Genomic DNA, 21,653 nt, shown 5'->3' with positions numbered 1-21,653 from the left:
CTTTAATGTCCTTTGCTAAAAAGGATTGGAGAATTTGATTATCTTCACAGCGAATTTAGGTTACCCGCCGTTTAGGGCTGGTATTAAAAGGGAATCCGGTGTAATTCCGGAACTGTACCCGCAACTGTAAGCTCAGTAGATTCCCATAGGGAAACTATGTCTGTTTGCTCTTCATTACCACTGTCTTTTCTCAAAAAAGATGGGAAGGTTGCTCTCAGAACGCAAGTCAGGAGACCTGCCAAATTCAAAAAACGAGGTATAACTTTCGGGATAAAAGTTTTCGTATGCATCCTCATACGCGATTCCGATTTTAGGAAAAGAGAAAAGTGGTCAAAAATTTTTGGAGTGCCGGTGTTCTGTTGATCATCGGAACGGTTTCATGGGCTCAGCAAACAGAGTCTGACAGTGTAAAGGTAAGATTGCTGGATGAAGTAGTGGTAAGTGATACCCGATTCCCCATTCGGAGGGAGAATTCGGGGAAGACCGTTATCAGAATCGGTGCTGAAGAATTGAGAAGAAATCAGGGGAGATCACTGCCCGAACTTATCAATAACAAAAGCGGAATTGAGATTTCCGGTAGCCGTGGTAGAGCAGGGGAGGTCCTGGGTGTTTTTGTAAGAGGTGGAAGAGGCCGACAAGTGATTGTGGTAATAGATGGTGTTAGGGTATCAGATCCATCGTCCTTCTCTCAGGAATTCGATCTGCGACTACTACCATTAACAAGTATTGCCTCAGTCGAGATCATCAAAGGGGCATCGAGCACCCTTTATGGCGCAAACGCCGCTACGGCTGTGATCAATATCACCACAAAAGACGCCCCGGATAAGAAATTAACGGGAAATTTTTCCTCTATTATTGGAACAAACCAAACTACTAAAGATCAAAAATATCAGCTTAACTCTTTCGAAAACTCGGCCCGAGTGGCCGGTTCTTCCGGGAAATGGGACTATGCTGTTGGATTTGCTAACAGGTATACGGATGGAATGTCTTCTATTTCTACTGAAGCTAATGAAGCCGACCCTTTTTCTGCGATCAACCTAAATGCCCGTATTGGGTATAAGATCAGTGATCAATTCAAGGCCAGGGTCTATGCCAGTCAGGCTAAATTAAAATCAGCTTATGACGAATCCTTTGGTCTGCAGGACGCGCCTTATCAATTTGAAAGTACCCAGAATCGGGTTGGGATCAACACAGTCTATGATTATTCAAAGGGATCGACCACTTTGAATATGGCGTATACCACTTATGACTCTGAGAATTTTAGCGCCTTCCCCGGAACTTTTAAAGGACAGAATTTAATTGGTGACTTTTTTAATAAATATCAGTCTGGGAATTTCAGGACGATAGCCGGGATCAATTATAACCTTGAGCAAACCGAGTTTGAAGAGGAAAGAGAATTTAGTTTTATCGATCCTTATCTCTCCCTCGTCTATTTCAATAAAAATGGATTTCAATTTACAACAGGTGGCAGATTAAACATTCATTCAGAATACGGCTCGCAGTTCGTCTACAATATCAATCCCAGTTATATTCTAAGGCGGGATAACGGCTATTTTAAGGCCCTTGCCAGTTTTGCCACTGCCTACCTTACCCCATCACTAACCCAGCTTTTCGGACAATTCGGAGCCAATCCTGAATTGAGACCCGAAACTAACCAAACCCTGGAATTCGGTTTGGAATACGCTATCGATGATCGCCTGAGGGTAAGTACGGTGGTATTTTCAAGAGAAGAAAAGGACTTTGTCTTTTTTGACAATGTCAATTTCCTGTATGACAATGCAGAAAACACCATACAGGCCAGAGGTTTCGAAATGGAATTAGACTGGTTTCTGACGGAAGATCTTTCTTTAAAAACTAATTACACTTTCACAGAACGTGAAGGAGATGCCTCCATTCGAATCCCAAAGCACAAAATATTCACAGATCTCGGGTACCAAGTGTCTGAGGCGTTTTTAATATCAGCGAATTACGCCTATACCGGAACCAGGACCGATACCGACTTTAATACGTTTACAGAGGTTCCTCTTGAGGCGTTTGGCCTGCTGGGACTGTCGGCCAGATATGAACTTATGCCCGATCTTCTCACCGTTTTTATTCAAGGGGATAACCTCTTGAATACCTCATATAGGGAGGTACTCGGTTTTAATACGAGGGGAAGAAATTTTAGGATGGGATTTACCCTTAGGTTTCAATAAAAAAGGCCCGGATAACCGAGCCTTACGTTTATTTCAGCTTAAGATTGAGCGGTTTATCCAGTATCATATTGTCCTTTACCGGGCTGAATACCTCAGGATCGGCAAAGGGTCTTGCAGGTTTGCGCACCGTAAAATCGCGTTTTCCTGAAACCCCGGTGATCTCCTCTATGGCCCGGGCAAGCAGGGGCTCGTTGATATCTCCTAAAACGCCGAGGTTGGCAAGATCTTCTTCAAGTTCAATTTCCGGAGTAAAACCGGCTGTATAATCAGAAAAACCGACAGAGTTCTCATTTCTTCCCACCAGAGGCTGTAAAGCCCATCTGTTTTCAGGGTTGATTGACGATTCCCTTGAAGGCGAATAAACATAGGGTAATCCTGATCTTCCGGGATCATCCACCATAGTGAGCGAGAATTCATTCTTTCCTGTTGTAGTTGTCCCTACCTGGATAACATCCATATAAGGATCCAGACCATTTATGATCAACTCACTGGCCGATGCTGATCTTCCTGTAGTGATGATGAAAACCCTACTTAGATTCAGGGTATTTATAGAGGTACCTTCTCCGGTTCTGTCCGTAAAATAGTCTTCGAGATCTGAATCGTCAAAGGAAGCCTGAATTTTAGGGTTCCAGCGTTGTTTTATAAAGAGGTCATTATTGTTTGTACCGTAGATCATACTAGCCATAAGTCGGGTAGTATTAACCGAACCCCCTGGATTATACCTCAAATCGAGAACCAGATCTGTGATTCCCTGTGCTTTTAATTGACCAAAGGCGTCATTGAGTTCTTCATCAAATTCGTTGAGGAAACGGTTGTAATAGATGTAACCGATCTTTTGTCCATTGACATCAAAGGTATTGACAACAAAAATGGGATTCTCCTGAAATCCTTCTTGCTTGGTGAGGGTAACCTCTTTGTCATTTGGCGTAAAGGTGTCATTAACCAGGTCGGCCATGTTTAGCGTGTAGGTATCATTTTCCCCAAAGAGCAGGTCGATGTAATTGTTCAGTGTAAGCGTTTGTCCGTCAACACCCGTGAAGAATTCCCCTCTGAAGATATCTTTGGTGGCCGCATCCGAATTGGGAGTGACATAGCGAACATAACCAACGACATTGTCATTTTCTAGGGCAATAAGGCCAAAACTCAGACCGTTGCTCTTGGTTATACCTGACAGGAAATTGGTAAAATCTTCATAATCAGAGCTGTAATTACTGAACCGGTCTTCGACGAATCTAAGTTGATTGTCAAAGAAGTTAGCCGGATCCGACTCAGATCTGAGAAAGTTGGTGTATTCTTCGTCGCTGCTAAAGCGATCATCGGCCAGGACATCCACATCAGCCTGCCAGAAATACCACAGATTCATCGATTTCCACATAAAATCCTGTGTCTGAACATCGGTGGCAGTAGTAATGAGTCCGTCGTCGTCTTTGTTGCAGGCGAGTACAAACAGCGCCGCAAAGAGTAGTGTTATATAATTCTTTTTCATAGTTTTTTAAGTAGCAATAATTATTCCAAATATATATACACCCCTGGGTTTTTCTTACCTTGGGTGGTATCCGGCAATATCATGTGTAGGGAAGGTTACTATTGGCTAAAATAACGAGATATCGGCAAAGAAAAAAGATTTGTAACAAAATTCGATTAAGGTCGTCTAGCTATTGTAACACGGCAGGAACATGCTCAATACGACAACCGAACAACCTATAATGACACAGAGTGAGTTTTTAAATGTGGTTATGCCTTTTAAAGACAAGTTATACAGGCTTGCCAAGAGGCTGCTGGTTTCTTCCGAAGAGGCTGAAGATGCAACTCAGGAGATACTGATGAAATTATGGTCTAAGAAAAAGAGAATTGGGGCTTATCGCAATGTTGAAGCGTTTGCCATGACCATGACCAAGAATTTTTGCCTTGATCGACTTAAATCTAAGCAATCAGGTAACCTAAAGCTGGTACACAGTAATTACGCCGACAACCAAAGCTCGCTGCAAAATGAGGTAGAAGTACACGACAGTGTGGAGTGGGTGGAAAGAATTATGGAATCTTTGCCTGACCAGCAGAAAATGGTCTTGCAATTAAGAGATATAGAAGCGTACAGCTACGAAGAAATATCTGAAATGCTGGATATGAAGCCCACCGCCGTTAGAGTGGCGCTATCCAGAGCCAGGAAAACCGTAAGAGAACAATTAGTAGAAAAGCACAACTATGGAATTAGTTAGAATAGAAAGATTATTAGAGAAGTACTTCGAGGCCCAGACTACGAGGGCTGAGGAAAAAGAACTGAAGGAATATTTTTCCGGAGAACAGGTAGAGCTGCATTTGGAACAATACCGTCCTATGTTCACCTACTTCTCAAGTGCCAAACAAGAGCGATTTACGCAGCAGGTTCCATTAAAACCCAGAACAAACTTGTACAAATGGATTTCCGTTGCAGCTGTAGTCGTTATGGTAGCTGGCATATTTTTTGGTAGGCAGTATCAGGAACAAAAAGAAGCAGAATTTGCCTATCACCAGACTAAAAAGGCCCTTGGGCTATTGGCCTCTAATTTGGATCGTGGTACTAAAAAAGTGGCCTATTTACATGAATTTCAAGAAACTAAAGAAAAAATTATCAAAAACAATTAAAAAACAACAGTATGAAAAAGTATGTATTAATAATCGCTTTAGCCTTGTTACCATTTGCAGGCTTCTCCCAGTCAATCTTTGATAAGTTTGAAGATATGGACGAGGTGAGTTCGGTGATCGTCAACAAAAACATGTTCGATCTCCTTGTAAAAATGGATGTCAATGTTGATGAACCCGAAGCTAGAGAGGCGATGGACATTGCAAAAAGTCTCAATGGGTTAAAGGTTTTTGTGACCGAAAACAAGGGAATATCTGCCGATATGAAGTCTACTGTAGACCGTTATCTGAAAAATGCCTCCCTGGAAGAACTGATGAGGGTAAAGGACAAAGACGCCAATGTGAAATTCTATATCCGCAAGGGTAAGGATGAAGACCATGTAAGTGAATTACTTATGTTCGTTACAGGTATTAAGAACGCCGATGTTGAAATCAACGATCGCAAGATTGAAACGGTATTGTTAACTCTTACCGGAGATATCGATCTTACCAAGATTGGGGCATTGACCAAGAAAATGAACTTACCTGAGGAATTAAATCAGATTGAGAAACAGAAAAAGTAACCTAGAATGATGTTGCAGATCTGCCGAATCAGGCAGGTCTGCAACCTAGTTCTTCTTCAGAAGCTAAACAACGATGAAAAAATTATTCACAACCCTACCAATAATAGGTCTGTTCCTGCTTATGGGATGTTCTTCAACCCAAAGCCTGCAGGAGTATTACGTAGACAGCGCAGAGAATCCTAATTTTATTTCTCTAGACCTCCCTGCCAGTATCTTAAACCTTGACGAAGTAGATCTTTCAGAAGAACAGCGCACAGCCGTTGAGTCCTTGAGAAAGCTCAACATTCTGGCATTTAAAAAAACCGCCTCAAACGCTTCGGAATACGAAGTGGAAAAGGGTAAGGTGAATGCCATTCTTAAAAACTCTGACTTTAAAGAGTTGATGAAACTGAATTCAACTTACGGCAAAGGATTTGTAAAATACCTGGGGGAAGATGACGCCATAGATGAGGTTATTATTTATGGCAACAGCAATGAAAAGGGATTTGCACTGGTACGAGTTCTGGGGAAGGATATGAATCCTGCCCATTTGTTGAAATTGATGCAAGCCATTCAGAAATCAGATTACTCAGGGGAAGGACTTGGTGAAATAGGCCAGTTCCTCAAAGGATAGTATTTTTAAAAGATATGATTAACCTGTCTGCCACTGTAGGCAGGTTTTTTTTATGAGAGCTAGATACCTGTGTAATTCCCGGGGTTAATTGCCTTGAGTTCTTTTTTTATCTCCTCTGACACTTTTAAGGTGTCAATAAAACTGGAGATTGAGCCTTGTGTAATAGCCTCGTTAGTCCTTGTGAGCTCCTTCAGGGCTTCGTAGGGGTTTGGGTAGCCTTCGCGTCTTAGAATGGTTTGTATGGCCTCTGCCACTACCGCCCAGTTGTTTTCCAGGTCCGATTCGATCTTTTGGGAGTTGAGCAAGAGTTTACCAAGACCCTTAAGAGTAGACTGGAAGGCAATAAGAGTGTGGGCAAAAGGAACCCCAATATTCCTCAAAACAGTACTGTCTGTAAGATCGCGCTGTAATCTGGATACAGGTAATTTGGATGACAGATGTTCAAAAATAGCATTCGCCATGCCTAAGTTGCCCTCAGCGTTCTCAAAGTCTATAGGATTTACCTTGTGGGGCATGGCAGATGAACCTACTTCCCCTTCTTTGATCTTTTGTTTAAAATAATCCATCGAAATATAGGTCCATAGATCTCTGTTCAGATCGATCAGGATGGTATTGATCCTTTTCAGACAGTCGAACAAAGACGCCATATGATCGTAATGTTCGATTTGTGTAGTGGGAAAGGAATGGTAAAGGCCCAATTCCCCTTCGACAAAAGATTTCCCAAATGCTTTCCAATCAATATCCGGGTAGGCTACTTTGTGTGCATTGTAATTCCCCGTTGCGCCGCCAAACTTACTCGCATGTGGAATCTGCTCGAGAAATTTTAATTGCTCCCGGAGGCGTGTGGCAAAAACGTCAAATTCCTTGCCTAGACGAGTAGGGGAGGCCGCCTGGCCGTGGGTACGTGCCAGCATAGGGACGTTTGCCCATTCTTTTGCTCTGTCTTCAATAGACTTGAGCAACTCATTATATTGAGGCATATAAACTGCCATCATCGCCTCGTGAAGGGACAGAGGAATGGCAGTGTTGTTGATATCCTGAGAGGTTAATCCAAAATGTATAAATTCTTTAAACTCGTTTATATCAAGCTTATCAAATCTTGATTTTATAAAATATTCAACCGCCTTTACGTCGTGATTTGTTGTCCGTTCTATCTCTTTAATCTCAAGGGCATCGTCTGTACTAAAGGAGAGATAAATATTCCTGAGTTCTTCCCATTTTGAAGATGGAAAAGACTTTAATTGGGGCAGAGGAATGCGCGTAAGGGAGATAAAGTATTCTATCTCTACCCGCACTCGGTATTTCATCAGTGCTTCTTCCGAAAAAAAGGAAATTAGAGAAGAGACTTTACTTTTATAACGACCGTCAACCGGGGATATGGCCTTTATTTCTGAAACGAGATTGGTGTTTGAACTCATGTGCAATGGAAAGGGCAAAGATAGCCATAAGTTTTTAGTTTAAAAGAGGAGATGGCACCTGCTTATTCACGACCAGCCGATACTTTAATTCAATAAGGAAGACACCAGTTCTGGAACACCTTCTGAAGCTTTGCTGGCAATCAGCTTAAGATTGAGATCACTACTATGGGTCAATGCCGGTTTCGGATCTATAAGGTAAGTTGGCACCCCCCGTCTGGCGTAATACATGAGTGAAGCTGCGGGATACACCTGAAGGGAGGTTCCCACTATGATAAGGATATCGGCCTGCGAGGTGAGATCAGCCGCTTTAGGTAACAAAGGTACTTCTTCACCAAACCAGACAATATGCGGTCTTAATTGATGACTCATTTCGCAATAATCCCCGATATTCAGATCTTTCTTCCATTCATAAACTTTGTAAGGAGGGGCAGTGCTGCGTACTTTAAACAATTCCCCATGCAAATGAAGAACTCTACTGCTCCCTGCACGTTCATGAAGATCGTCTACATTCTGGGTGATGATTTGAACATCGTACTTCAATTCTAGCTCGACGAGTGCTTTATGTCCGGCATTGGGTTCTACCTGAAGTAATTGCCGCCTTCGTTCATTATAAAATTGTAAAACCAATTGCGGTTGTGCTCTAAAACCCTGAGGTGAGGCCACTTCCATTACGTCGTGCCCTTCCCAGAGTCCGTCAGCATCTCTAAAGGTCTTTAATCCGCTGTCTGCACTCATTCCTGCGCCTGAAAGCACAACTATCTTCTTCTTCATCCGGGGTCTTTTACCTAAAGATACGTTTTTCTTATATTCGGATTATGGAGGATGTTAAGCTTCTTAATTACCTCGAGACCTTTGTTTCCGAGAAGCGTCTTCAGCGGTTTGAAGAGGTGCTGAATTGGCGTACCCGATATATTACCGTGGTCATGGAGGATGTATACCATCAGCATAATGCCAGTGCGGTGATTCGTTCTGCCGATATCTTTGGAATCCAGGATGTACATCTTATTGAACGGAGATTTACTGACCGACTGGATAAAAAAATAGCGCTTGGCGCTCAAAAATGGACCGATATTCATAAACACAGTGATACTGAGGAGTGTATTCAAAGTTTGAGGCATAAGGGATTCAGGATCCTGGCAACGACCTCCAAACCCAACGCTAAGACGCTTGAAGAAATACCGATTGATCAAAAGATGGCTTTTGTTTTCGGTACTGAAAAAGAAGGCCTTTCAGAGGATGCGCTGGCGAAAGCTGATGAGCTCATACACATTCCAATGGTAGGTTTTACTGAAAGTCTCAATGTTTCTGTGGCCGCAGCCATAGTTTTACATCAGATGACCCAAAAATTACGTAGTTCCGAACAGTGCTGGCGACTCAGTAAGGAAGAAAAAGCAGTGATCAGGGCCGATTGGATCAAAAAATCAATAAAGAATATTGACAAAATTGTAGCGCGATTCCACAAAGGGATTTAGAAAGATTTTGTACCTTTCCTTTCAACCAACTAATTGATAGACAAATGTATACTGCACTCTACATCCTGCTCGTGTTGGCAGCCGTCATTCTTATTCTTGCCATCATTGCTCCCAAGACTTACGACGTGAATCGCTCGGTCGTAATTTCAAAACCTAGAAATGAAGTATTTGAATACCTTAAATACCTTAAAAATATGGACCACTGGTCTCCGTGGGCAAAAAAAGACCCCGATATGTTAAAGAAATTTACCGGAACCGATGGGGAAGTTGGGGCGGTGAGCTATTGGAACGGTAACAAGGAAGTTGGTGAAGGGGAACAAGAAATCACAAATATAGTTCCCGGGGAACGAATCGACGGAGAATTGCGTTTTATGAAACCCTGGAAGTCCCAGTCCGACTGCTACCTTGTTCTGGAGGATGCCGAAGAAAGAAGCACTAAGGTAACCTGGGGATTTAAAGGAAAGAACAAATTTCCCATGAGTATCATGATGCTTTTTATGAATATGGATAAAATGGTGGGAAAAGATTTTGAAGAGGGATTATCCTCTCTGAAGACACAATTAGAATAAAAACAAGGCAGATGGAATCAAACATGGTAGGATGGTTTGAAATTCCGGTTACAGACATGGAAAGGGCTAAAACGTTCTATGAAGCTGTTTTTGATGTTCAAATACACCTGCGGGATCTTCACGAGTTAAAGATGGGGTTGTTTCCTTTTGCTGAAGGAAAATCAGGAGCTTCAGGAGCTCTTGTAAAGCACTCAGATTTTTACCACCCGAGTTCCTCAAAAGGGCCTCTGCTTTATTTTTCCTGCCGTGATGTACAAGAACAGCTCGATAAGATCGAGAAAGCCGGAGGACAGATTCTTCAGGCCAAAAAAATGATTAGTGAGGATACAGGATATATGGCCTTATTCACGGATACAGAAGGAAACAGGATGGCCCTTCATTCAAGGCATTAATTATTACAGATAAAATAGTTCTAGAATAATTGAATCCCCACTCCAAATGTGAAAATGCACTATGTTATTGAGCCAATTCTAAAAGGGCCACTGAATACGGGTTGTCAAGAGTTACGCTACCCTTTTTAACTTCCACAAGTGTTTCCGAATAGGTATCGTACAATTGGGTCCCGTCTCCAAAAAACCCTTTTACCCAAAGTAATTTTTTACCCTTTGGTAGATCCAGGCCAACCACCACTTTATCCTTGTAATCCCCATCGGTGTAGGTCCGACTAAAGACATAAGGTTTTTTGGCTAGCCTCTTGTGTTTACCGGCACCGATGGCAGGGTGCCGACTTCTGAACTTACCAAGCTTTTGCCAATGCGTGAGTACTTCCCTGGTGTCGGGACTATCTAACTGCTCCCAATTCATAAAAGATCTGAGTGTGGCATCTCCCACTGTGCCTTCGATGGAGAGATCTCTGGACGTTTCGTCCCCGTAATACACCTGTGAAGTTCCGGGTGTAAGCAGTAATACATTGGCCGAGAAGAAAGGCTTTTCTCTCTCCTTGTCAAAAGGACTGCCATCATCATGTGAGGTGAGGTAATTCATAACACCGGCCCCTTTCAGTTTGGTGTGAATCAGGGAACTATATTTTTTAAAAATCTCTTCGTAGCTTTTATTAGCGTCTGTTTTCAGCTCGAAGTTGATCAGACTGTTAAACCCATTGGCGAAATAATCTACTTTCTTATCTCCGAAATCGAATTCGCGGCCCCCCGAGATGCCGTAATTATACACTTCGCCAACCATATAAAAGGGAGTGTCATCCAGAACCCGATCCTGATGTTTCTTTTTCCAATTTTCGAAGGCGTAAGAGGCTTCTTTATACAGTTCTGCCCAGGCCTTTTCATCAGCGTGTTTTACCGTATCCACCCTAAAGCCATCGATCCCGAGTTCGTTTACATAATCTGACAACCATTTAATAATGTAGAAACGCGGGGCTCTGGGATAACCTGTTCTGTCAAAGAAAAGCTGCAACTCATCGAGTTCCATACTCAGTCGGCCTTCTTCCTTCCATTTCGCCAACAGATTGTCGGGTAACTCCACAGCGGTATCAGAATTTGTTCTGATATCCGGGAGATTTTCAACCAGTGTACATGCGGTAGTGGTCTCGTAACTTTCAAAGGTGCATTTAGGTTCTGTAATCACCCATTCAGTCGGCCAAACTGGGTCTTTGTCAGTCACCGGACCAGTATGATTTAATACTACATCCATTAGGATTCGAATACCCTTTTCATGAGCTTTTCTGACCATGTTCTCAAGGTCTTTTCGGGTTCCGAAGTTGGGATCGAGAGAGGTCCAGTCCTTGGCCCAGTAGCCGTGATAAGCATAAGTGTTACCGGTACCTTCATCTGTATCACCGTGGACCTGTTCCACAACTGGTGTAAACCAAATAGCGTTGATTCCCAGATCTGTAAAGTACCCCTCTTCTATCTTCTGCGTAATTCCTTGAATATCACCTCCCATAAATCCTCTGAGTGGTCCTGTTTCATTGGTCCTTTCAAAGTTGGTGTCATTTTCAGGATTTCCGTTATTAAAGCGGTCTGTAAGAAGAAAATAAACATTGGCTGCTTCCCAGCGAAACGGAATAATCTCTTCTAGTGTTTCAACCTTCACTTCGTTTTGGAGAGCGATCTGGTCTGTGGTCTCAGGTTTGGGTTTACATGAAGCAAACAAGCATAGAAAGCACACTACGGCCAGTACTTTTTCATGAAGCAGAGTATTTGAGGAAGACTCTCCATACTTCAGGCCAATAAACAAAGGACTTTATACTTTGCGGATGAGCTCAAGAGAGGCTTTTTTATTTTGCCTAAAACTATAAAATGATCTTGGATTAGGAAAATTTATTTAGTGGAGGTTCTAAGGCGGACTTTTCTAGCTTTTCCTGTTAAGAACTTTATACTCTTCATAACAACTACTAATGGCATCGAGTATTTGCAGATCGTTGGCTGTTCTGATAAAAGACTTAGAAAAATTACAGTTGGAAAGGATATCTTCAATATCCACTTTCTCAAGCTGTAGGAGTTCTGTAAGCGTCTCCCGGTCAAATTTTGAGGCTAGAAGATCCCTGATTTCGTCATCCTCCTTGATCAGGCGAAGTTTTCTCATTTGGTTGGGCTTTTTCCCAAACAAATTTCTGAGCAGGTCAGCCGGATTCAGGATCGCCCCTAAAACTTTGGTTACCGCACTGGGATTTTTACTGCCAGCCTCGTAACTCTTGGAAAGTCCCGAAATACTGTACTGATAAGAAGTATTGATCGGTAGATTTTTCACGTCTATTTCGAGATAGCCTGTAAGCTGGTATGGACGAACGATGACCTCTTCCAGGGCATATGCCAGTTCTGTCAGGGCAATTTTAGTGTCCATAAATTTGAACATATCATTGGTGACTCTGATCTTTTGTGACTTAAATCCCAAATATGAAAAATACAAGGTGTCATTGACGGCGGCCTGAATCGTAAATTGGCCCTCAGTATCGGTGATGGTTCCTATGACCTGGTTGAGATTAACTACGTGAACACTTTCGAGTGCTTCTTCGGTTTGGGCATTTATCACCTGAGCTTTGAATTCCTGTAAAATCACTTCAGAAGTTTCCTCCTGGGCGAATGTCAGGTAACTGCCTACTAATAAAACGATAGTAAAGAATTTTAACTTCATCTTCATGCTAGGGCATCTAATAAACCAAAAAAACCTCTTATTTAATACCTCTTTAATATAGAATTAACTAATAAAAGCCGTCCCTCTTTTTACTTCTCCGCTTTCCGGTTCTTCGCCCACCACTTTTATTGTAGGAACGATCTTTAGTATCACTCCTCCTTTTGTCTTTATTCTTGCGCCTTCCTTTGTCTTTTCCTTTGCGACCGCCACCTTCCGGACTTTTAGAAACTTCTACGTTGACGAATCTGCCGTCGACTTTAAAATCTTTAAACGTACTGAGGATCTGATCAGTGAGTGAGGCATCGGTGTTAAAAAAGGAAAAGCTGTCCTTTACGTCTACCCGGAAAACATCATCTTTGCCAATGTTTAGTGTGTCTCTTAAAAAGTCCTTTAAAGACATCCAGTCGTATCCGTCCCTTTCCCCAACGTTTACGAAGTATCGTACAGAACCATTGTCATTAAAATCAGATCCTTTTGAGCCGGACGATGCTTTGCCCTTGCCTGAACTTTCGACACTGTTGAGGTCTTTAACCCGACTGTAATAAGCAAAGAACCTTGTGAATTCTACAGAAACAATCTTTTTGATCAATTCTTCGCGATCTATTCCCTCCAGAACATCATGTATGGCCGGAAGGTAATGGTCAACTTCTTCGTTAATTTTGGTATCCCTAATCTTACTCGCAAGATGATACAATTGGATTTCACAGATCTCCATTCCGGACGGGATCTGTTTGGGGTCGAATTTCTGCTTGATTATATTTTCAATGGTCTTGATCTTACGGAGCTCACTCCTGGTGATGATCACCATAGAGATCCCAGATTTACCTGCCCTTCCTGTTCGCCCGCTTCTATGGGTGTAAGTTTCAATTTCATCAGGAAGCTGGTAGTTGATAACATGTGATATGTCATCTACATCAATACCCCTGGCAGCCACATCCGTAGCTACGAGCATTTGGATCTGTTTTTTACGAAAAGAATTCATGACCAGATCGCGCTGGTTCTGACTAAGGTCGCCGTGCAAGGCACCGGCATTGTACCCGTCTTCTATAAGTTTTTCTGCAACCCTCTGAGTGTCACGTTTTGTTCGGCAAAAGACCACGGAAAATATACCGGGATTTGCATCAGCAAGACGTTTGAGAGCCTCATAACGATCTCTACCGCCAACCACATAATATTCGTGCTGAACGGTGTCCACACCTGAATTTTTTGCCCCCACAGTAACTTCCTTAGGCTGATGCATAAATTTCTTGGCGATGGTGGCAACCTCTTTAGGCATGGTAGCCGAAAACAACCAGGTTGATTTCTCTTTAGGTGTAGTGGAAAGAATGTCCTTGATATCCTCATAAAAGCCCATGTTCAACATCTCATCGGCTTCATCGAGGATGCAATAATCTATTTTGCTGATATCAATCATTCCACGCCCGATCATATCTTTCATCCTTCCGGGAGTGGCAACAATAATCTGTGCCCCTCTTTTGATCTGTCTGGCTTGCTCAATGATACTGGCACCTCCGTAAATCGCTACAATATTGAGCCCTTTCACGTATTTTGAGTACAGTTGTATCTCATTGGTAATCTGTAGACAAAGCTCTCGTGTTGGGGAAAGGATCAGACCCTGGGTGGTTCTGCTTTCGCTTTCAATTTTCTGAATGAGAGGGAAGCCAAATGCGGCAGTTTTCCCTGTACCTGTTTGGGCAAGGGCTACGAGGTCTGATTCGTCCTGTAAAAGAATTGGAATTGTTTTTTCCTGGACCTCGGATGGGGTTTCAAACCCTAAATCTTCAATAGCTTGCAGCAGGGCGTTGTTGAGCCCCAGCGCTTTAAATGAATTCATCTAATGTTATTTTACGTAATCGCAAATATGGGTGTTGCATAGAGCGGTTATCCAAATAACACTTTGATCCTCAGCGCAACACATGCTATACCAGCGGCTATAATTAAGCGGCAAAGGTACTGCTATTTATTGATTCGCAGTAAGATATACTTTTAAATATATGGATATGCGCAAAGTCTGTCAGCTAAGAGCTCTTAGAAACTCAAGTAATTTGCTAAAAGCCCTGGCTCTGTGACTGATCTGGTTCTTTTCTTCTAAACTGAGTTCCGCAAAGGTCCTGTCAAAACCCTCAGGCTGAAACACCGGATCGTATCCAAAACCATTTGATCCTCTTGCTTTTTCGGTGATTAGGCCCTTGACTTCACCTTTGAAAAAGTGATTTCCATGGTCAGAACATAAGGCAATCACGGTTGTAAACTGAGCCCTTCTGTCTTTCTTTCCCTTCAGCTCATTCAGGAGTTTGGCCATATTTGCTGCTTCGTTCTTTGGTTCCCCGGCATATCGTGCCGAGTAAACACCCGGGGCGCCTTCAAGAGCTAAAACTTCCAGGCCCGTATCATCGGCAAAACAAGAAAATCCGTATTTTTCCTTCACATAGGAGGCTTTTAAAAGCGCATTGCCCTGCAAAGTGCTCGCGGTCTCCTGAATTTCTTCCAAACAGCCTATATCCCTTAAAGTTATAAGGTGAATTTGCGAAGGCAATTGTAGTAAAATTTCCTTTGCTTTATTGAGGTTGTGAGTGGCAAATACCAGTTCCATTAGTGCTCTCTTTCGGTTTGGGCTTTAAAGTGCGACCAAAAATAGTAATTTTGAATTCCTCAATGTATTCACTCTATGAAATTCAAACTTCCTCCGGTAGTCATTTTTTTTATTGCCGGTCTACTGATGTATCTCCTCGCGACCTATCTACCTGTAGGTTATTTTGATTTTTTTGGCCGTGACGTATTAAAAAAAGTACTCGCAGTGCTAGCCGTAGTCATTGCGTGTATTGCTATTATTCAGTTCTTACGCGCTCGTACCACCACAGATCCGTTGACACCTTCTAAGGCCAAATCGCTGGTAACCGGTGGAATTTATTCTTTTTCAAGGAACCCCATGTACCTGGCCATGCTGCTGATTCTTATCGCCTGGGGATTAGAATTGGGTAATGCCTTTAATACGCTGATAGCCGCCGGTTTTGTTTCTGTCATGAACAGAATTCAGATAAAATACGAAGAGGCTGCACTACTCGAGAATTTTGGTAAGGAATACCGGCAATATTGTTTAAAAGTAAGACGCTGGTTTTAAAGATCTCGAAATTTTATCTGGCACTATAACATGAATTTCACCACTTATAACTAAAAATATTAGTATATATACTTATAATTACATATATTAGCTTTTAAACTAATAATATGATTGCGATTGTAACCGGTGACCTTGTCAATTCAGGGCAGTATTCTTCTGCGGCATGGCTGCCTTCGCTAAAAGAGGTATTGGCACTAAAAGGTGAACAACCTGAAGCCTGGGATATTTACCGGGGTGATGAGTTTCAATTTAAAACCACGGCAAATAAGGCCCTGGAGGATGCCATTCTTATTAAATCTGTAATTAAATCCTTCAGAAATCTCGATGTACGACTGGCGATAGGAATAGGGGAAGAATCCTATTCCGGAGGACGGATCACAGAAGCCAATGGTACGGCTTATCAGAATTCCGGCAGGCTCCTTGAGGAACTAAAATCCGAGAAACAAACCCTGGCCATCAGAAGCGGATTACCGGAACAAGATGAGGTATGTAATCTTTTAATCCGTATGGCTCTGAGTTTTATGGATGAATGGTCTACCGCTTCAGCAGAAACAGTTGCGTGGACCTTAAGACATCCAGGAGCTTCTCAGCACGAGATGGCAGAATCCTTTGGCATTCAGCAATCTGCCGTGAGTCAGAGACAGAAAAGAGCTCACACAGACCTGGTAATAGATTTGTTGGCATTTTACAATAAAACATTTAAAGAAGTGATCATATGATTGTGTTTATAAAACTCCTGCTTGCACACCTGTTGGGGGACTTCCTTTTTCAACCCACCAAATGGGTAATCCATAAATCGGTACATAAAATCGCCTCCCGCTACTTATACTTTCACGTCCTCATACATTTTGTTCTGGTGCTTCTGCTGCTGGGGAATTATACCTACTGGCGCATTGCCCTTGTAGTTGCTTTGTCTCATTATGTTATCGACCTGGGAAAACTGTATTCCCAATCGCGATTTTCCAATAAGAGCATTCCCTTTATAGTGGACCAGGTATTTCATATTTTAATTTTATTCGGATGTGCGTACTACGGAAATATAATTGGGCAGATAGACTATCTGATCGGCATGATCAATTGGGGATTGGTCACGGCAGTTTTCTTCCTGACATTTCCCTGCGCTATCCTGATGAATATCCTGCTTGAAAAGATGTCAAAACAGATCTCCCTGGATCACAAATCGCTGCCCAATGCCGGTAAGTACATTGGAATGATAGAACGCCTTTTCGTTTTGATATTTATCATGACAGGTCGTTGGGAAGGTATCGGACTTTTAATCACAGCCAAATCGGTCTTTCGATTTAACGATCTGAAAGAAAGCAATAGCCGTAAACTAACGGAATACATCCTCATTGGAACCCTAATGAGTTTTGGTTTGGCGATACTTACCGGTCTGATTTATCTCTCCTTCTGATCTTCCCGGTAGTTGAGGCCGTATCCAAAGGGATATAAATGATTTTTGGAGTCACTTGCTACGTCTTCTTTTTGTTCCAGGACTGCTTCCCAACTCGACGGTAACTCGAAGGGTAACTTCCCCTCGGGTTCCAATTTACCAAAAAGCAGTTCGGCGAGGATTTCATCGCTGGTGCCAAATTCTGCCAGCACCGCAGAACTTTTAGAATCGATTTCCGTAATGATTGCAGGTCTTTCCAGGTTGAAGATGGTGATAGAGGGTTTTTGGCTGATAAGAGCCAGGATTTCCCTGGATTCTTCTTCTGTAAAATACAATCTACCCTGATGAAAAAAGTTTTCAATAAAAGACTCCGATCTCGGTTCAAAGGGCGTGTCAAGGCGTTTTAGGATAACATCGGCATCTTCAGGTGAATTGACCAAATACCCGTAGTTCTCCAGATACTGCATTTCCTCTATTCCTTCGGCATAAACCCTGGTCCCTTCCATTAGAGGCAACAAACCTTTGTTTTTCAATAAGATAGTCGATTTTGCCTGGGCCAATTTACCCTGTCTTCTAAAATCTTCTCTTCCGGCAATCTCCTCGGCTTTATTTTCATCGACATAGGGATCGTCAAAGAGCCCCAGAGTAAATTTATCTCTAAGTACTCTTTTCACCGAGGTATCGAGCCTATCGAGACTAACTTTACCTTCTTTGACCAGCTCTACGATGACCTCCGGAATGCTTTCACCTCCAAACTGATCACAGCCGGCATCAAGTACCTTTTTAACACGTTCTTTTACGCTCAGATGTTCCACTCCCCAGGCTCTGCCTTCAGATATTCTTGAATCGGTAATAATATTCCAGTCTGTGCAGACTACCCCGTTGAAGTTCAGCGAATCGCGGAGCAGCCCGGTGATTATCTCCTTATTAAATCCGAAGGCTACATTCTCACTGGTCTGATCCATAGGAATGCCGTAATAAGGCATGATTTGAGCCGTATTCGCCGGGAATGCACCCTCGATAAAAGGAATGAGATGATAATCAAAATTGTTACCCGGATAAACCTGCTCTTTACCATAAGGGAAATGGGCATCTTCGCCGTCTTTCTGGGGTCCCCCTCCGGAAAAATGCTTCGTCATGCAGGCTACGCTACGATTGTTTAAAGTATCGCCTTGAAAACCACGAACGTAAGCTTTTGTCATGGCCGCGGATAAATTGGCGTCCTCACCAAATGTTCCATTGGTCCTCGCCCAGCGAGGTTCGGTTGCAAGGTCGGCCATAGGGTGTAATGCCAGCCGCAAACCTACGGCAAGGTATTCCTGCCTCGCAATCTCGCCAAATTCCCTGACCAAAAGAGTATCACGGGTAGCGGCCAGCCCAAGGGAGTTGGGCCATTCGGAAAAAGCAGGGGTATAGATTGTGGTTCCAATTTTGTTTTCAGTGCCATGTCTGGGATCGGTGGCAAGGGTAACAGGTATGCCAAGGCGGGTTCTTTCGGCCATCTTTTGGATGTTGTTGTTATATCTTGCCAGAGCTACAGCATCTGATGAGCCCAGTATGTTCATGCTGTTAATTTTCTTTTTTGCGATCAGTTCTGAATTAGAAGGGAAATAGACAGACATCATGGTTGTGAGTGGATCTAAAGATAAAATTGGTGTTTCCATAAGCTCACCGTCCGGAGTGGCTGCAATCATGGTCACAAATAACAGTCCTGCTTTTTCTTCCAGAGTCATTTGATTAATCAGGTCCCCAACACGTTTTTCAACTGCATAATCAGGATTTTCATACACGTCTACCTGGCCATTTTTATTCAGATCCCGAATCATCTTATCTCCCATTTGAAGTATTGGGGCTTCCGGACCTAAAAGGGCAAAATTGGATCTGGAATCCATTTTCATTATGAGATAAATCACTGCATAGGTCAGTAGGAGAATAACGATCAGGGAGAGGATAATCACTTTTACAATCTTTAAAATTTTTTTCATAATGCAATTAAAATTTAAAATCGTAGAATGCAGGGGATAATAGAAATTTCACAACAAAGTGTTTAAAAATAAGCGAATATTTTATCAATTGGGGCAATAAAACAACGATCTCGAACTTTTAGTGGGAAATCATGTATCGGACCTCAAATATTTCTACTTTTACAACCTTTAACACCATTATATGATAACCGTGGCGAGGAAGTATGTTTTTGATTTTGACAGTACATTAACCCGGGTGGAAGCCCTGGATGTACTTGCGGAAATGACCCTGAACAACCGCGATGACAGGGATGCGGTCATCAAAGAAATACAACATATCACTAACCTCGGGATTGACGGGGATATATCTTTCACAGAGTCTCTGGAACGAAGGATCCGACTGTTGCAGGCAAATAAAAAACATCTCGAGCCCCTTGTTGAAGAATTAAGGAAGAAGATTTCAAAATCTATCGCCTCTAACAAAGAATTCTTTGAAAAGTACTCAGATGATATTTACGTAATTTCCTGCGGCTTCAAAGAATTTATTGATCCTATTGTGGAGGAATACAATATTCCATCAGACCGAGTATATGCCAATACATTTACTTTTGATGAAGACGGAAATATCACAGGATTTGACGAAGATAATGTTCTCGCAAGTCATAACGGAAAGATAGCCTGTCTGAAGGAACTGGACCTGGACGGGGAAGTGCAGGTGATTGGTGATGGCTACAGCGACTATGTGATGCGGGAAGCGGGAATCGCGCATAAATTCTTCGCCTATACCGAAAACGTTCATCGGGAGAAAGCAGCCTCCAACGCAGATCACGTAGCACCTAACCTGGATGAATTCCTTTTCGTGAACGACCTCCCAAGAAATCTGTCATACCCGAAAAACAGGATCAAGATCCTTTTGCTCGAAAATGTTCACCCTATCGCATTCGACAATTTATCGGAAGATGGCTTTTCTGTTGAGTTAGTCGATCGGAGTCTGACCGAGGAAGAGCTGATCGAAAAAATTAAAGGAGTACATGTACTGGGGATTCGATCCAAGACTCAAATCACTCCCAGGGTGCTGGATGCGGCCAATAAACTATTAGTTATTGGGGCTTTTTGTATTGGGACAACGCAGATCGATCTGGACTACTGCCAGAAAAAGGGGATCGTGGTATTTAATGCTCCCTACAGCAATACCAGGTCTGTTGTAGAACTGGCTATAGGGCAAATCATCATGCTCATGCGAAATGTCTTTCCCAGAAGCGTGGAGATTCACAACGGACAATGGAATAAAACGGCTGCCAACTCCGCTGAAGTAAGAGGGAAGAATCTGGGTATTGTCGGTTATGGAAATATTGGGAAACAACTCTCCGTACTGGCGGAAGCCCTGGGTATGCGGGTTTATTATTACGATCTGGAAGATCGACTGGCCCTGGGAAATGCAAAAAGGTGCAACAGTCTTGAAGATTTACTCAATGTGTCAGATGTGGTCTCCCTGCACATTGACGACAATAAATCCAATAAGAATTTTATAGGAGACAGAGAATTACATCAAATGCGCGATGGGGCATATCTTATTAATCTTTCAAGGGGTTTTGTTGTGGATATCCCGGCGCTGGAGAAAGCGTTAAGGGAAAAGAAAATAGCCGGAGCGGCCATTGATGTATTTCCTGAGGAACCGAGAAGTAACGGAAGCTTTAAAACTCCTTTGCAGGGATTATCCAATGTGATTCTCACTCCTCATATTGGGGGTAGTACTCAGGAGGCGCAGATGAATATCGCCGATTTTGTGCCCAATAAGATCATGGATTATATCAATTCAGGAAATACCAAGGATGCCCTTAATTTCCCGAATATCCGATTGCCCAAACAACAAAATGCCCATCGATTCCTTCACATTCACCGGAATCTGCCAGGTGTGATGGCGCGGATCAACGAAGTACTGGCGCATTACGAAATGAATATCTCCGGGCAATATCTCTCTACCAATAAAGACCTGGGGTACGTGATTACCGATCTGGATAAAGATTACAACAAGGACGTGATCAAAGCCTTGAAAAAGGTAGAACACACCATCAAATTCAGAGTTCTTTATTGATGGTGGTAAGACTCGTTTCTCAGGATAGTAAAGGCGCGATAGAGTTGTTCAGTAAAAAATAAACGGATCATCTGATGAGAGAATGTCATGCGTGACAGGCTTATTTTTGTTCTGGACCTGCTGTATACTTCTTCACTAAATCCAAAGGGACCTCCGATAACAAAGACCAATTGCCTTGTTCCTGCGTTCATATACTTTTGTAATTCCTTTGCAAAGCCCTTGGAGCTATAAGTTTGGCCATTTTCATCCAGGAGTACTAAGATGTCAGATGAATTTATCTGCGAGAGGATAGCCTGTCCTTCCAGTTGCTTTTGTTCAGGGACAGATCTGTTTTTTGCCGCTTTAGGGGAGGGGATGACCTCAAGTTGAAAGTTGATATAATGGCTAAGCCTTTTTTGATAGTCCCCGATCAGGGATTGCAATTCCTTTTTCTCCGTTTTACCAACTACCAACAGTTTAATTTTCATGTTCCAAAGGTAAAAGATTCGACAAATTCATATTCTCAGTTGGCATTTGTTTTTAGTAATTTTAGCCTTATAAA

The 21,653-nt window shown here is 42.5% G+C and carries 21 protein-coding genes and 1 riboswitch; of the genes, 12 read left to right on the top strand and 9 right to left on the bottom strand.

What is annotated here, in order from left to right; translation table 11 throughout:
- Window positions 1–40: 40 nt before the first annotated feature.
- A riboswitch (cobalamin riboswitch) is annotated at window positions 41–257 on the top strand.
- A 69-nt stretch (window positions 258–326) separates the two neighbouring features.
- Entirely contained in the window at window positions 327–2,195 is a 1,869-nt protein-coding gene (locus tag EQY75_RS07800; RefSeq protein ID WP_129604596.1) for a TonB-dependent receptor plug domain-containing protein, read from the top strand.
- Between the two features lie 28 nt (window positions 2,196–2,223).
- Here EQY75_RS07800 and EQY75_RS07795 read toward each other — a convergent pair whose 3' ends face one another.
- Window positions 2,224–3,681, bottom strand: coding sequence for a S41 family peptidase (locus tag EQY75_RS07795; protein WP_129604593.1), 1,458 nt, complete (start codon window positions 3,679–3,681; stop codon window positions 2,224–2,226).
- 220 nt (window positions 3,682–3,901) lie between these two features.
- On the opposite strand from EQY75_RS07795, the gene EQY75_RS07790 reads away from it, so the two are divergent.
- The 4 genes from EQY75_RS07790 (at window position 3,902) to EQY75_RS07775 (ending at window position 5,990) form a co-directional block, all read left to right on the top strand.
- Window positions 3,902–4,411, top strand: coding sequence for an RNA polymerase sigma factor (locus EQY75_RS07790; protein ID WP_129607040.1), 510 nt, complete (start codon window positions 3,902–3,904; stop codon window positions 4,409–4,411).
- A complete protein-coding gene (locus EQY75_RS07785) occupies window positions 4,398–4,817 on the top strand; it encodes a hypothetical protein (protein ID WP_129604591.1) in 420 nt (139 codons plus the stop codon). The genes EQY75_RS07790 and EQY75_RS07785 overlap by 14 nt, the downstream gene beginning before the upstream one ends.
- An 11-nt stretch (window positions 4,818–4,828) precedes the next feature.
- Entirely contained in the window at window positions 4,829–5,377 is a 549-nt protein-coding gene (locus tag EQY75_RS07780; RefSeq protein ID WP_129604588.1) for a DUF4252 domain-containing protein, read from the top strand.
- 73 nt (window positions 5,378–5,450) lie between these two features.
- Window positions 5,451–5,990, top strand: coding sequence for a DUF4252 domain-containing protein (locus tag EQY75_RS07775; protein WP_129604586.1), 540 nt, complete (start codon window positions 5,451–5,453; stop codon window positions 5,988–5,990).
- A 59-nt stretch (window positions 5,991–6,049) separates the two neighbouring features.
- Here the strand turns inward: EQY75_RS07775 and purB are convergent, their stop codons facing one another.
- Complete coding sequence (gene purB, locus EQY75_RS07770; protein ID WP_129604584.1) at window positions 6,050–7,408, bottom strand: adenylosuccinate lyase; 1,359 nt, start codon at window positions 7,406–7,408, stop codon at window positions 6,050–6,052.
- 84 nt (window positions 7,409–7,492) lie between these two features.
- Window positions 7,493–8,179: an SIR2 family NAD-dependent protein deacylase gene (locus EQY75_RS07765; RefSeq protein ID WP_129604581.1), complete on the bottom strand. Its 687-nt coding sequence runs from the start codon at window positions 8,177–8,179 to the stop codon at window positions 7,493–7,495.
- A gap of 44 nt (window positions 8,180–8,223) precedes the next feature.
- Between EQY75_RS07765 and EQY75_RS07760 the strand changes: the two genes are divergently transcribed.
- The 3 genes from EQY75_RS07760 to EQY75_RS07750 are packed head-to-tail and all read left to right on the top strand — an operon-like array spanning window position 8,224 to window position 9,841.
- On the top strand, window positions 8,224–8,880 hold the full coding sequence (locus EQY75_RS07760) for a TrmH family RNA methyltransferase (RefSeq protein WP_129604579.1): 657 nt from the start codon (window positions 8,224–8,226) through the stop codon (window positions 8,878–8,880).
- Window positions 8,881–8,924: 44 nt separating this feature from the next.
- Window positions 8,925–9,449: an SRPBCC family protein gene (locus tag EQY75_RS07755; RefSeq protein WP_129604576.1), complete on the top strand. Its 525-nt coding sequence runs from the start codon at window positions 8,925–8,927 to the stop codon at window positions 9,447–9,449.
- 11 nt (window positions 9,450–9,460) lie between these two features.
- Window positions 9,461–9,841, top strand: coding sequence for a VOC family protein (locus EQY75_RS07750; protein ID WP_129604574.1), 381 nt, complete (start codon window positions 9,461–9,463; stop codon window positions 9,839–9,841).
- Window positions 9,842–9,905: 64 nt separating this feature from the next.
- Here EQY75_RS07750 and EQY75_RS07745 read toward each other — a convergent pair whose 3' ends face one another.
- From EQY75_RS07745 to EQY75_RS07730, 4 genes are all read right to left on the bottom strand, one after another.
- On the bottom strand, window positions 9,906–11,642 hold the full coding sequence (locus EQY75_RS07745) for an alpha-amylase family glycosyl hydrolase (protein ID WP_425462142.1): 1,737 nt from the start codon (window positions 11,640–11,642) through the stop codon (window positions 9,906–9,908).
- Between the two features lie 114 nt (window positions 11,643–11,756).
- Window positions 11,757–12,539 (bottom strand): carboxypeptidase-like regulatory domain-containing protein, encoded by a 783-nt coding sequence (locus tag EQY75_RS07740; RefSeq protein WP_165200677.1) that lies wholly within the window; start codon window positions 12,537–12,539, stop codon window positions 11,757–11,759.
- A 67-nt stretch (window positions 12,540–12,606) separates the two neighbouring features.
- Window positions 12,607–14,373, bottom strand: a complete 1,767-nt coding sequence (locus tag EQY75_RS07735; RefSeq protein WP_129604569.1) for a DEAD/DEAH box helicase — start codon at window positions 14,371–14,373, stop codon at window positions 12,607–12,609.
- 180 nt (window positions 14,374–14,553) lie between these two features.
- Complete coding sequence (locus EQY75_RS07730) at window positions 14,554–15,132, bottom strand: non-canonical purine NTP diphosphatase (protein ID WP_129604566.1); 579 nt, start codon at window positions 15,130–15,132, stop codon at window positions 14,554–14,556.
- Between the two features lie 75 nt (window positions 15,133–15,207).
- Between EQY75_RS07730 and EQY75_RS07725 the strand changes: the two genes are divergently transcribed.
- From EQY75_RS07725 to EQY75_RS07715, 3 genes are all read left to right on the top strand, one after another.
- Window positions 15,208–15,660 (top strand): methyltransferase family protein, encoded by a 453-nt coding sequence (locus EQY75_RS07725; protein ID WP_129604563.1) that lies wholly within the window; start codon window positions 15,208–15,210, stop codon window positions 15,658–15,660.
- A 107-nt stretch (window positions 15,661–15,767) separates the two neighbouring features.
- On the top strand, window positions 15,768–16,379 hold the full coding sequence (locus EQY75_RS07720) for a hypothetical protein (protein ID WP_129604560.1): 612 nt from the start codon (window positions 15,768–15,770) through the stop codon (window positions 16,377–16,379).
- A complete protein-coding gene (locus EQY75_RS07715) occupies window positions 16,376–17,074 on the top strand; it encodes a DUF3307 domain-containing protein (protein ID WP_129604557.1) in 699 nt (232 codons plus the stop codon). The genes EQY75_RS07720 and EQY75_RS07715 overlap by 4 nt, the downstream gene beginning before the upstream one ends.
- Here the strand turns inward: EQY75_RS07715 and EQY75_RS07710 are convergent.
- Window positions 17,059–19,038, bottom strand: a complete 1,980-nt coding sequence (locus EQY75_RS07710) for a glycoside hydrolase family 3 protein (protein WP_129604554.1) — start codon at window positions 19,036–19,038, stop codon at window positions 17,059–17,061. The two genes, EQY75_RS07715 and EQY75_RS07710, sit on opposite strands and share 16 nt — an antisense overlap.
- A 181-nt stretch (window positions 19,039–19,219) precedes the next feature.
- Between EQY75_RS07710 and serA the strand changes: the two genes are divergently transcribed.
- Window positions 19,220–21,112 carry a phosphoglycerate dehydrogenase gene (serA, locus tag EQY75_RS07705; protein ID WP_129604551.1) on the top strand — a complete coding sequence of 631 codons (1,893 nt, stop codon included), beginning with the start codon at window positions 19,220–19,222 and terminating at the stop codon, window positions 21,110–21,112.
- On the opposite strand, the gene rlmH is transcribed toward serA, so the two are convergent.
- A complete protein-coding gene (rlmH, locus tag EQY75_RS07700; RefSeq protein ID WP_129604548.1) occupies window positions 21,106–21,579 on the bottom strand; it encodes a 23S rRNA (pseudouridine(1915)-N(3))-methyltransferase RlmH in 474 nt (157 codons plus the stop codon). The two genes, serA and rlmH, sit on opposite strands and share 7 nt — an antisense overlap.
- Between the last annotated feature and the right edge of the window lie 74 nt (window positions 21,580–21,653).

It is taken from the genome of Muriicola soli, from assembly GCF_004139715.1.
In the GTDB taxonomy this organism is placed as follows: domain Bacteria; phylum Bacteroidota; class Bacteroidia; order Flavobacteriales; family Flavobacteriaceae; genus Muriicola; species Muriicola soli.
The sequence above is the reverse complement of the archived record's forward strand: the minus strand, read 5'-3'. Positions and strand labels throughout refer to the sequence as shown.

What these genes read in the sequence shown, in the direction of transcription:
- EQY75_RS07795 (WP_129604593.1), bottom strand. Translation starts at nt 3,681, where the DNA reads ATGAAAAAGAATTATATAACACTACTCTTTGCGGCGCTGTTTGTACTC.
- EQY75_RS07790 (WP_129607040.1), top strand. Translation starts at nt 3,902, where the DNA reads ATGACACAGAGTGAGTTTTTAAATGTGGTTATGCCTTTTAAAGACAAG.
- EQY75_RS07785 (WP_129604591.1), top strand. Translation starts at nt 4,398, where the DNA reads ATGGAATTAGTTAGAATAGAAAGATTATTAGAGAAGTACTTCGAGGCC.
- EQY75_RS07780 (WP_129604588.1), top strand. Translation starts at nt 4,829, where the DNA reads ATGAAAAAGTATGTATTAATAATCGCTTTAGCCTTGTTACCATTTGCA.
- EQY75_RS07775 (WP_129604586.1), top strand. Translation starts at nt 5,451, where the DNA reads ATGAAAAAATTATTCACAACCCTACCAATAATAGGTCTGTTCCTGCTT.
- purB (WP_129604584.1), bottom strand. Translation starts at nt 7,408, where the DNA reads ATGAGTTCAAACACCAATCTCGTTTCAGAAATAAAGGCCATATCCCCG.
- EQY75_RS07765 (WP_129604581.1), bottom strand. Translation starts at nt 8,179, where the DNA reads ATGAAGAAGAAGATAGTTGTGCTTTCAGGCGCAGGAATGAGTGCAGAC.
- EQY75_RS07760 (WP_129604579.1), top strand. Translation starts at nt 8,224, where the DNA reads ATGGAGGATGTTAAGCTTCTTAATTACCTCGAGACCTTTGTTTCCGAG.
- EQY75_RS07755 (WP_129604576.1), top strand. Translation starts at nt 8,925, where the DNA reads ATGTATACTGCACTCTACATCCTGCTCGTGTTGGCAGCCGTCATTCTT.
- EQY75_RS07750 (WP_129604574.1), top strand. Translation starts at nt 9,461, where the DNA reads ATGGAATCAAACATGGTAGGATGGTTTGAAATTCCGGTTACAGACATG.
- EQY75_RS07740 (WP_165200677.1), bottom strand. Translation starts at nt 12,539, where the DNA reads ATGAAGTTAAAATTCTTTACTATCGTTTTATTAGTAGGCAGTTACCTG.
- EQY75_RS07735 (WP_129604569.1), bottom strand. Translation starts at nt 14,373, where the DNA reads ATGAATTCATTTAAAGCGCTGGGGCTCAACAACGCCCTGCTGCAAGCT.
- EQY75_RS07730 (WP_129604566.1), bottom strand. Translation starts at nt 15,132, where the DNA reads ATGGAACTGGTATTTGCCACTCACAACCTCAATAAAGCAAAGGAAATT.
- EQY75_RS07725 (WP_129604563.1), top strand. Translation starts at nt 15,208, where the DNA reads ATGAAATTCAAACTTCCTCCGGTAGTCATTTTTTTTATTGCCGGTCTA.
- EQY75_RS07720 (WP_129604560.1), top strand. Translation starts at nt 15,768, where the DNA reads ATGATTGCGATTGTAACCGGTGACCTTGTCAATTCAGGGCAGTATTCT.
- EQY75_RS07715 (WP_129604557.1), top strand. Translation starts at nt 16,376, where the DNA reads ATGATTGTGTTTATAAAACTCCTGCTTGCACACCTGTTGGGGGACTTC.
- EQY75_RS07710 (WP_129604554.1), bottom strand. Translation starts at nt 19,038, where the DNA reads ATGAAAAAAATTTTAAAGATTGTAAAAGTGATTATCCTCTCCCTGATC.
- serA (WP_129604551.1), top strand. Translation starts at nt 19,220, where the DNA reads ATGATAACCGTGGCGAGGAAGTATGTTTTTGATTTTGACAGTACATTA.
- rlmH (WP_129604548.1), bottom strand. Translation starts at nt 21,579, where the DNA reads ATGAAAATTAAACTGTTGGTAGTTGGTAAAACGGAGAAAAAGGAATTG.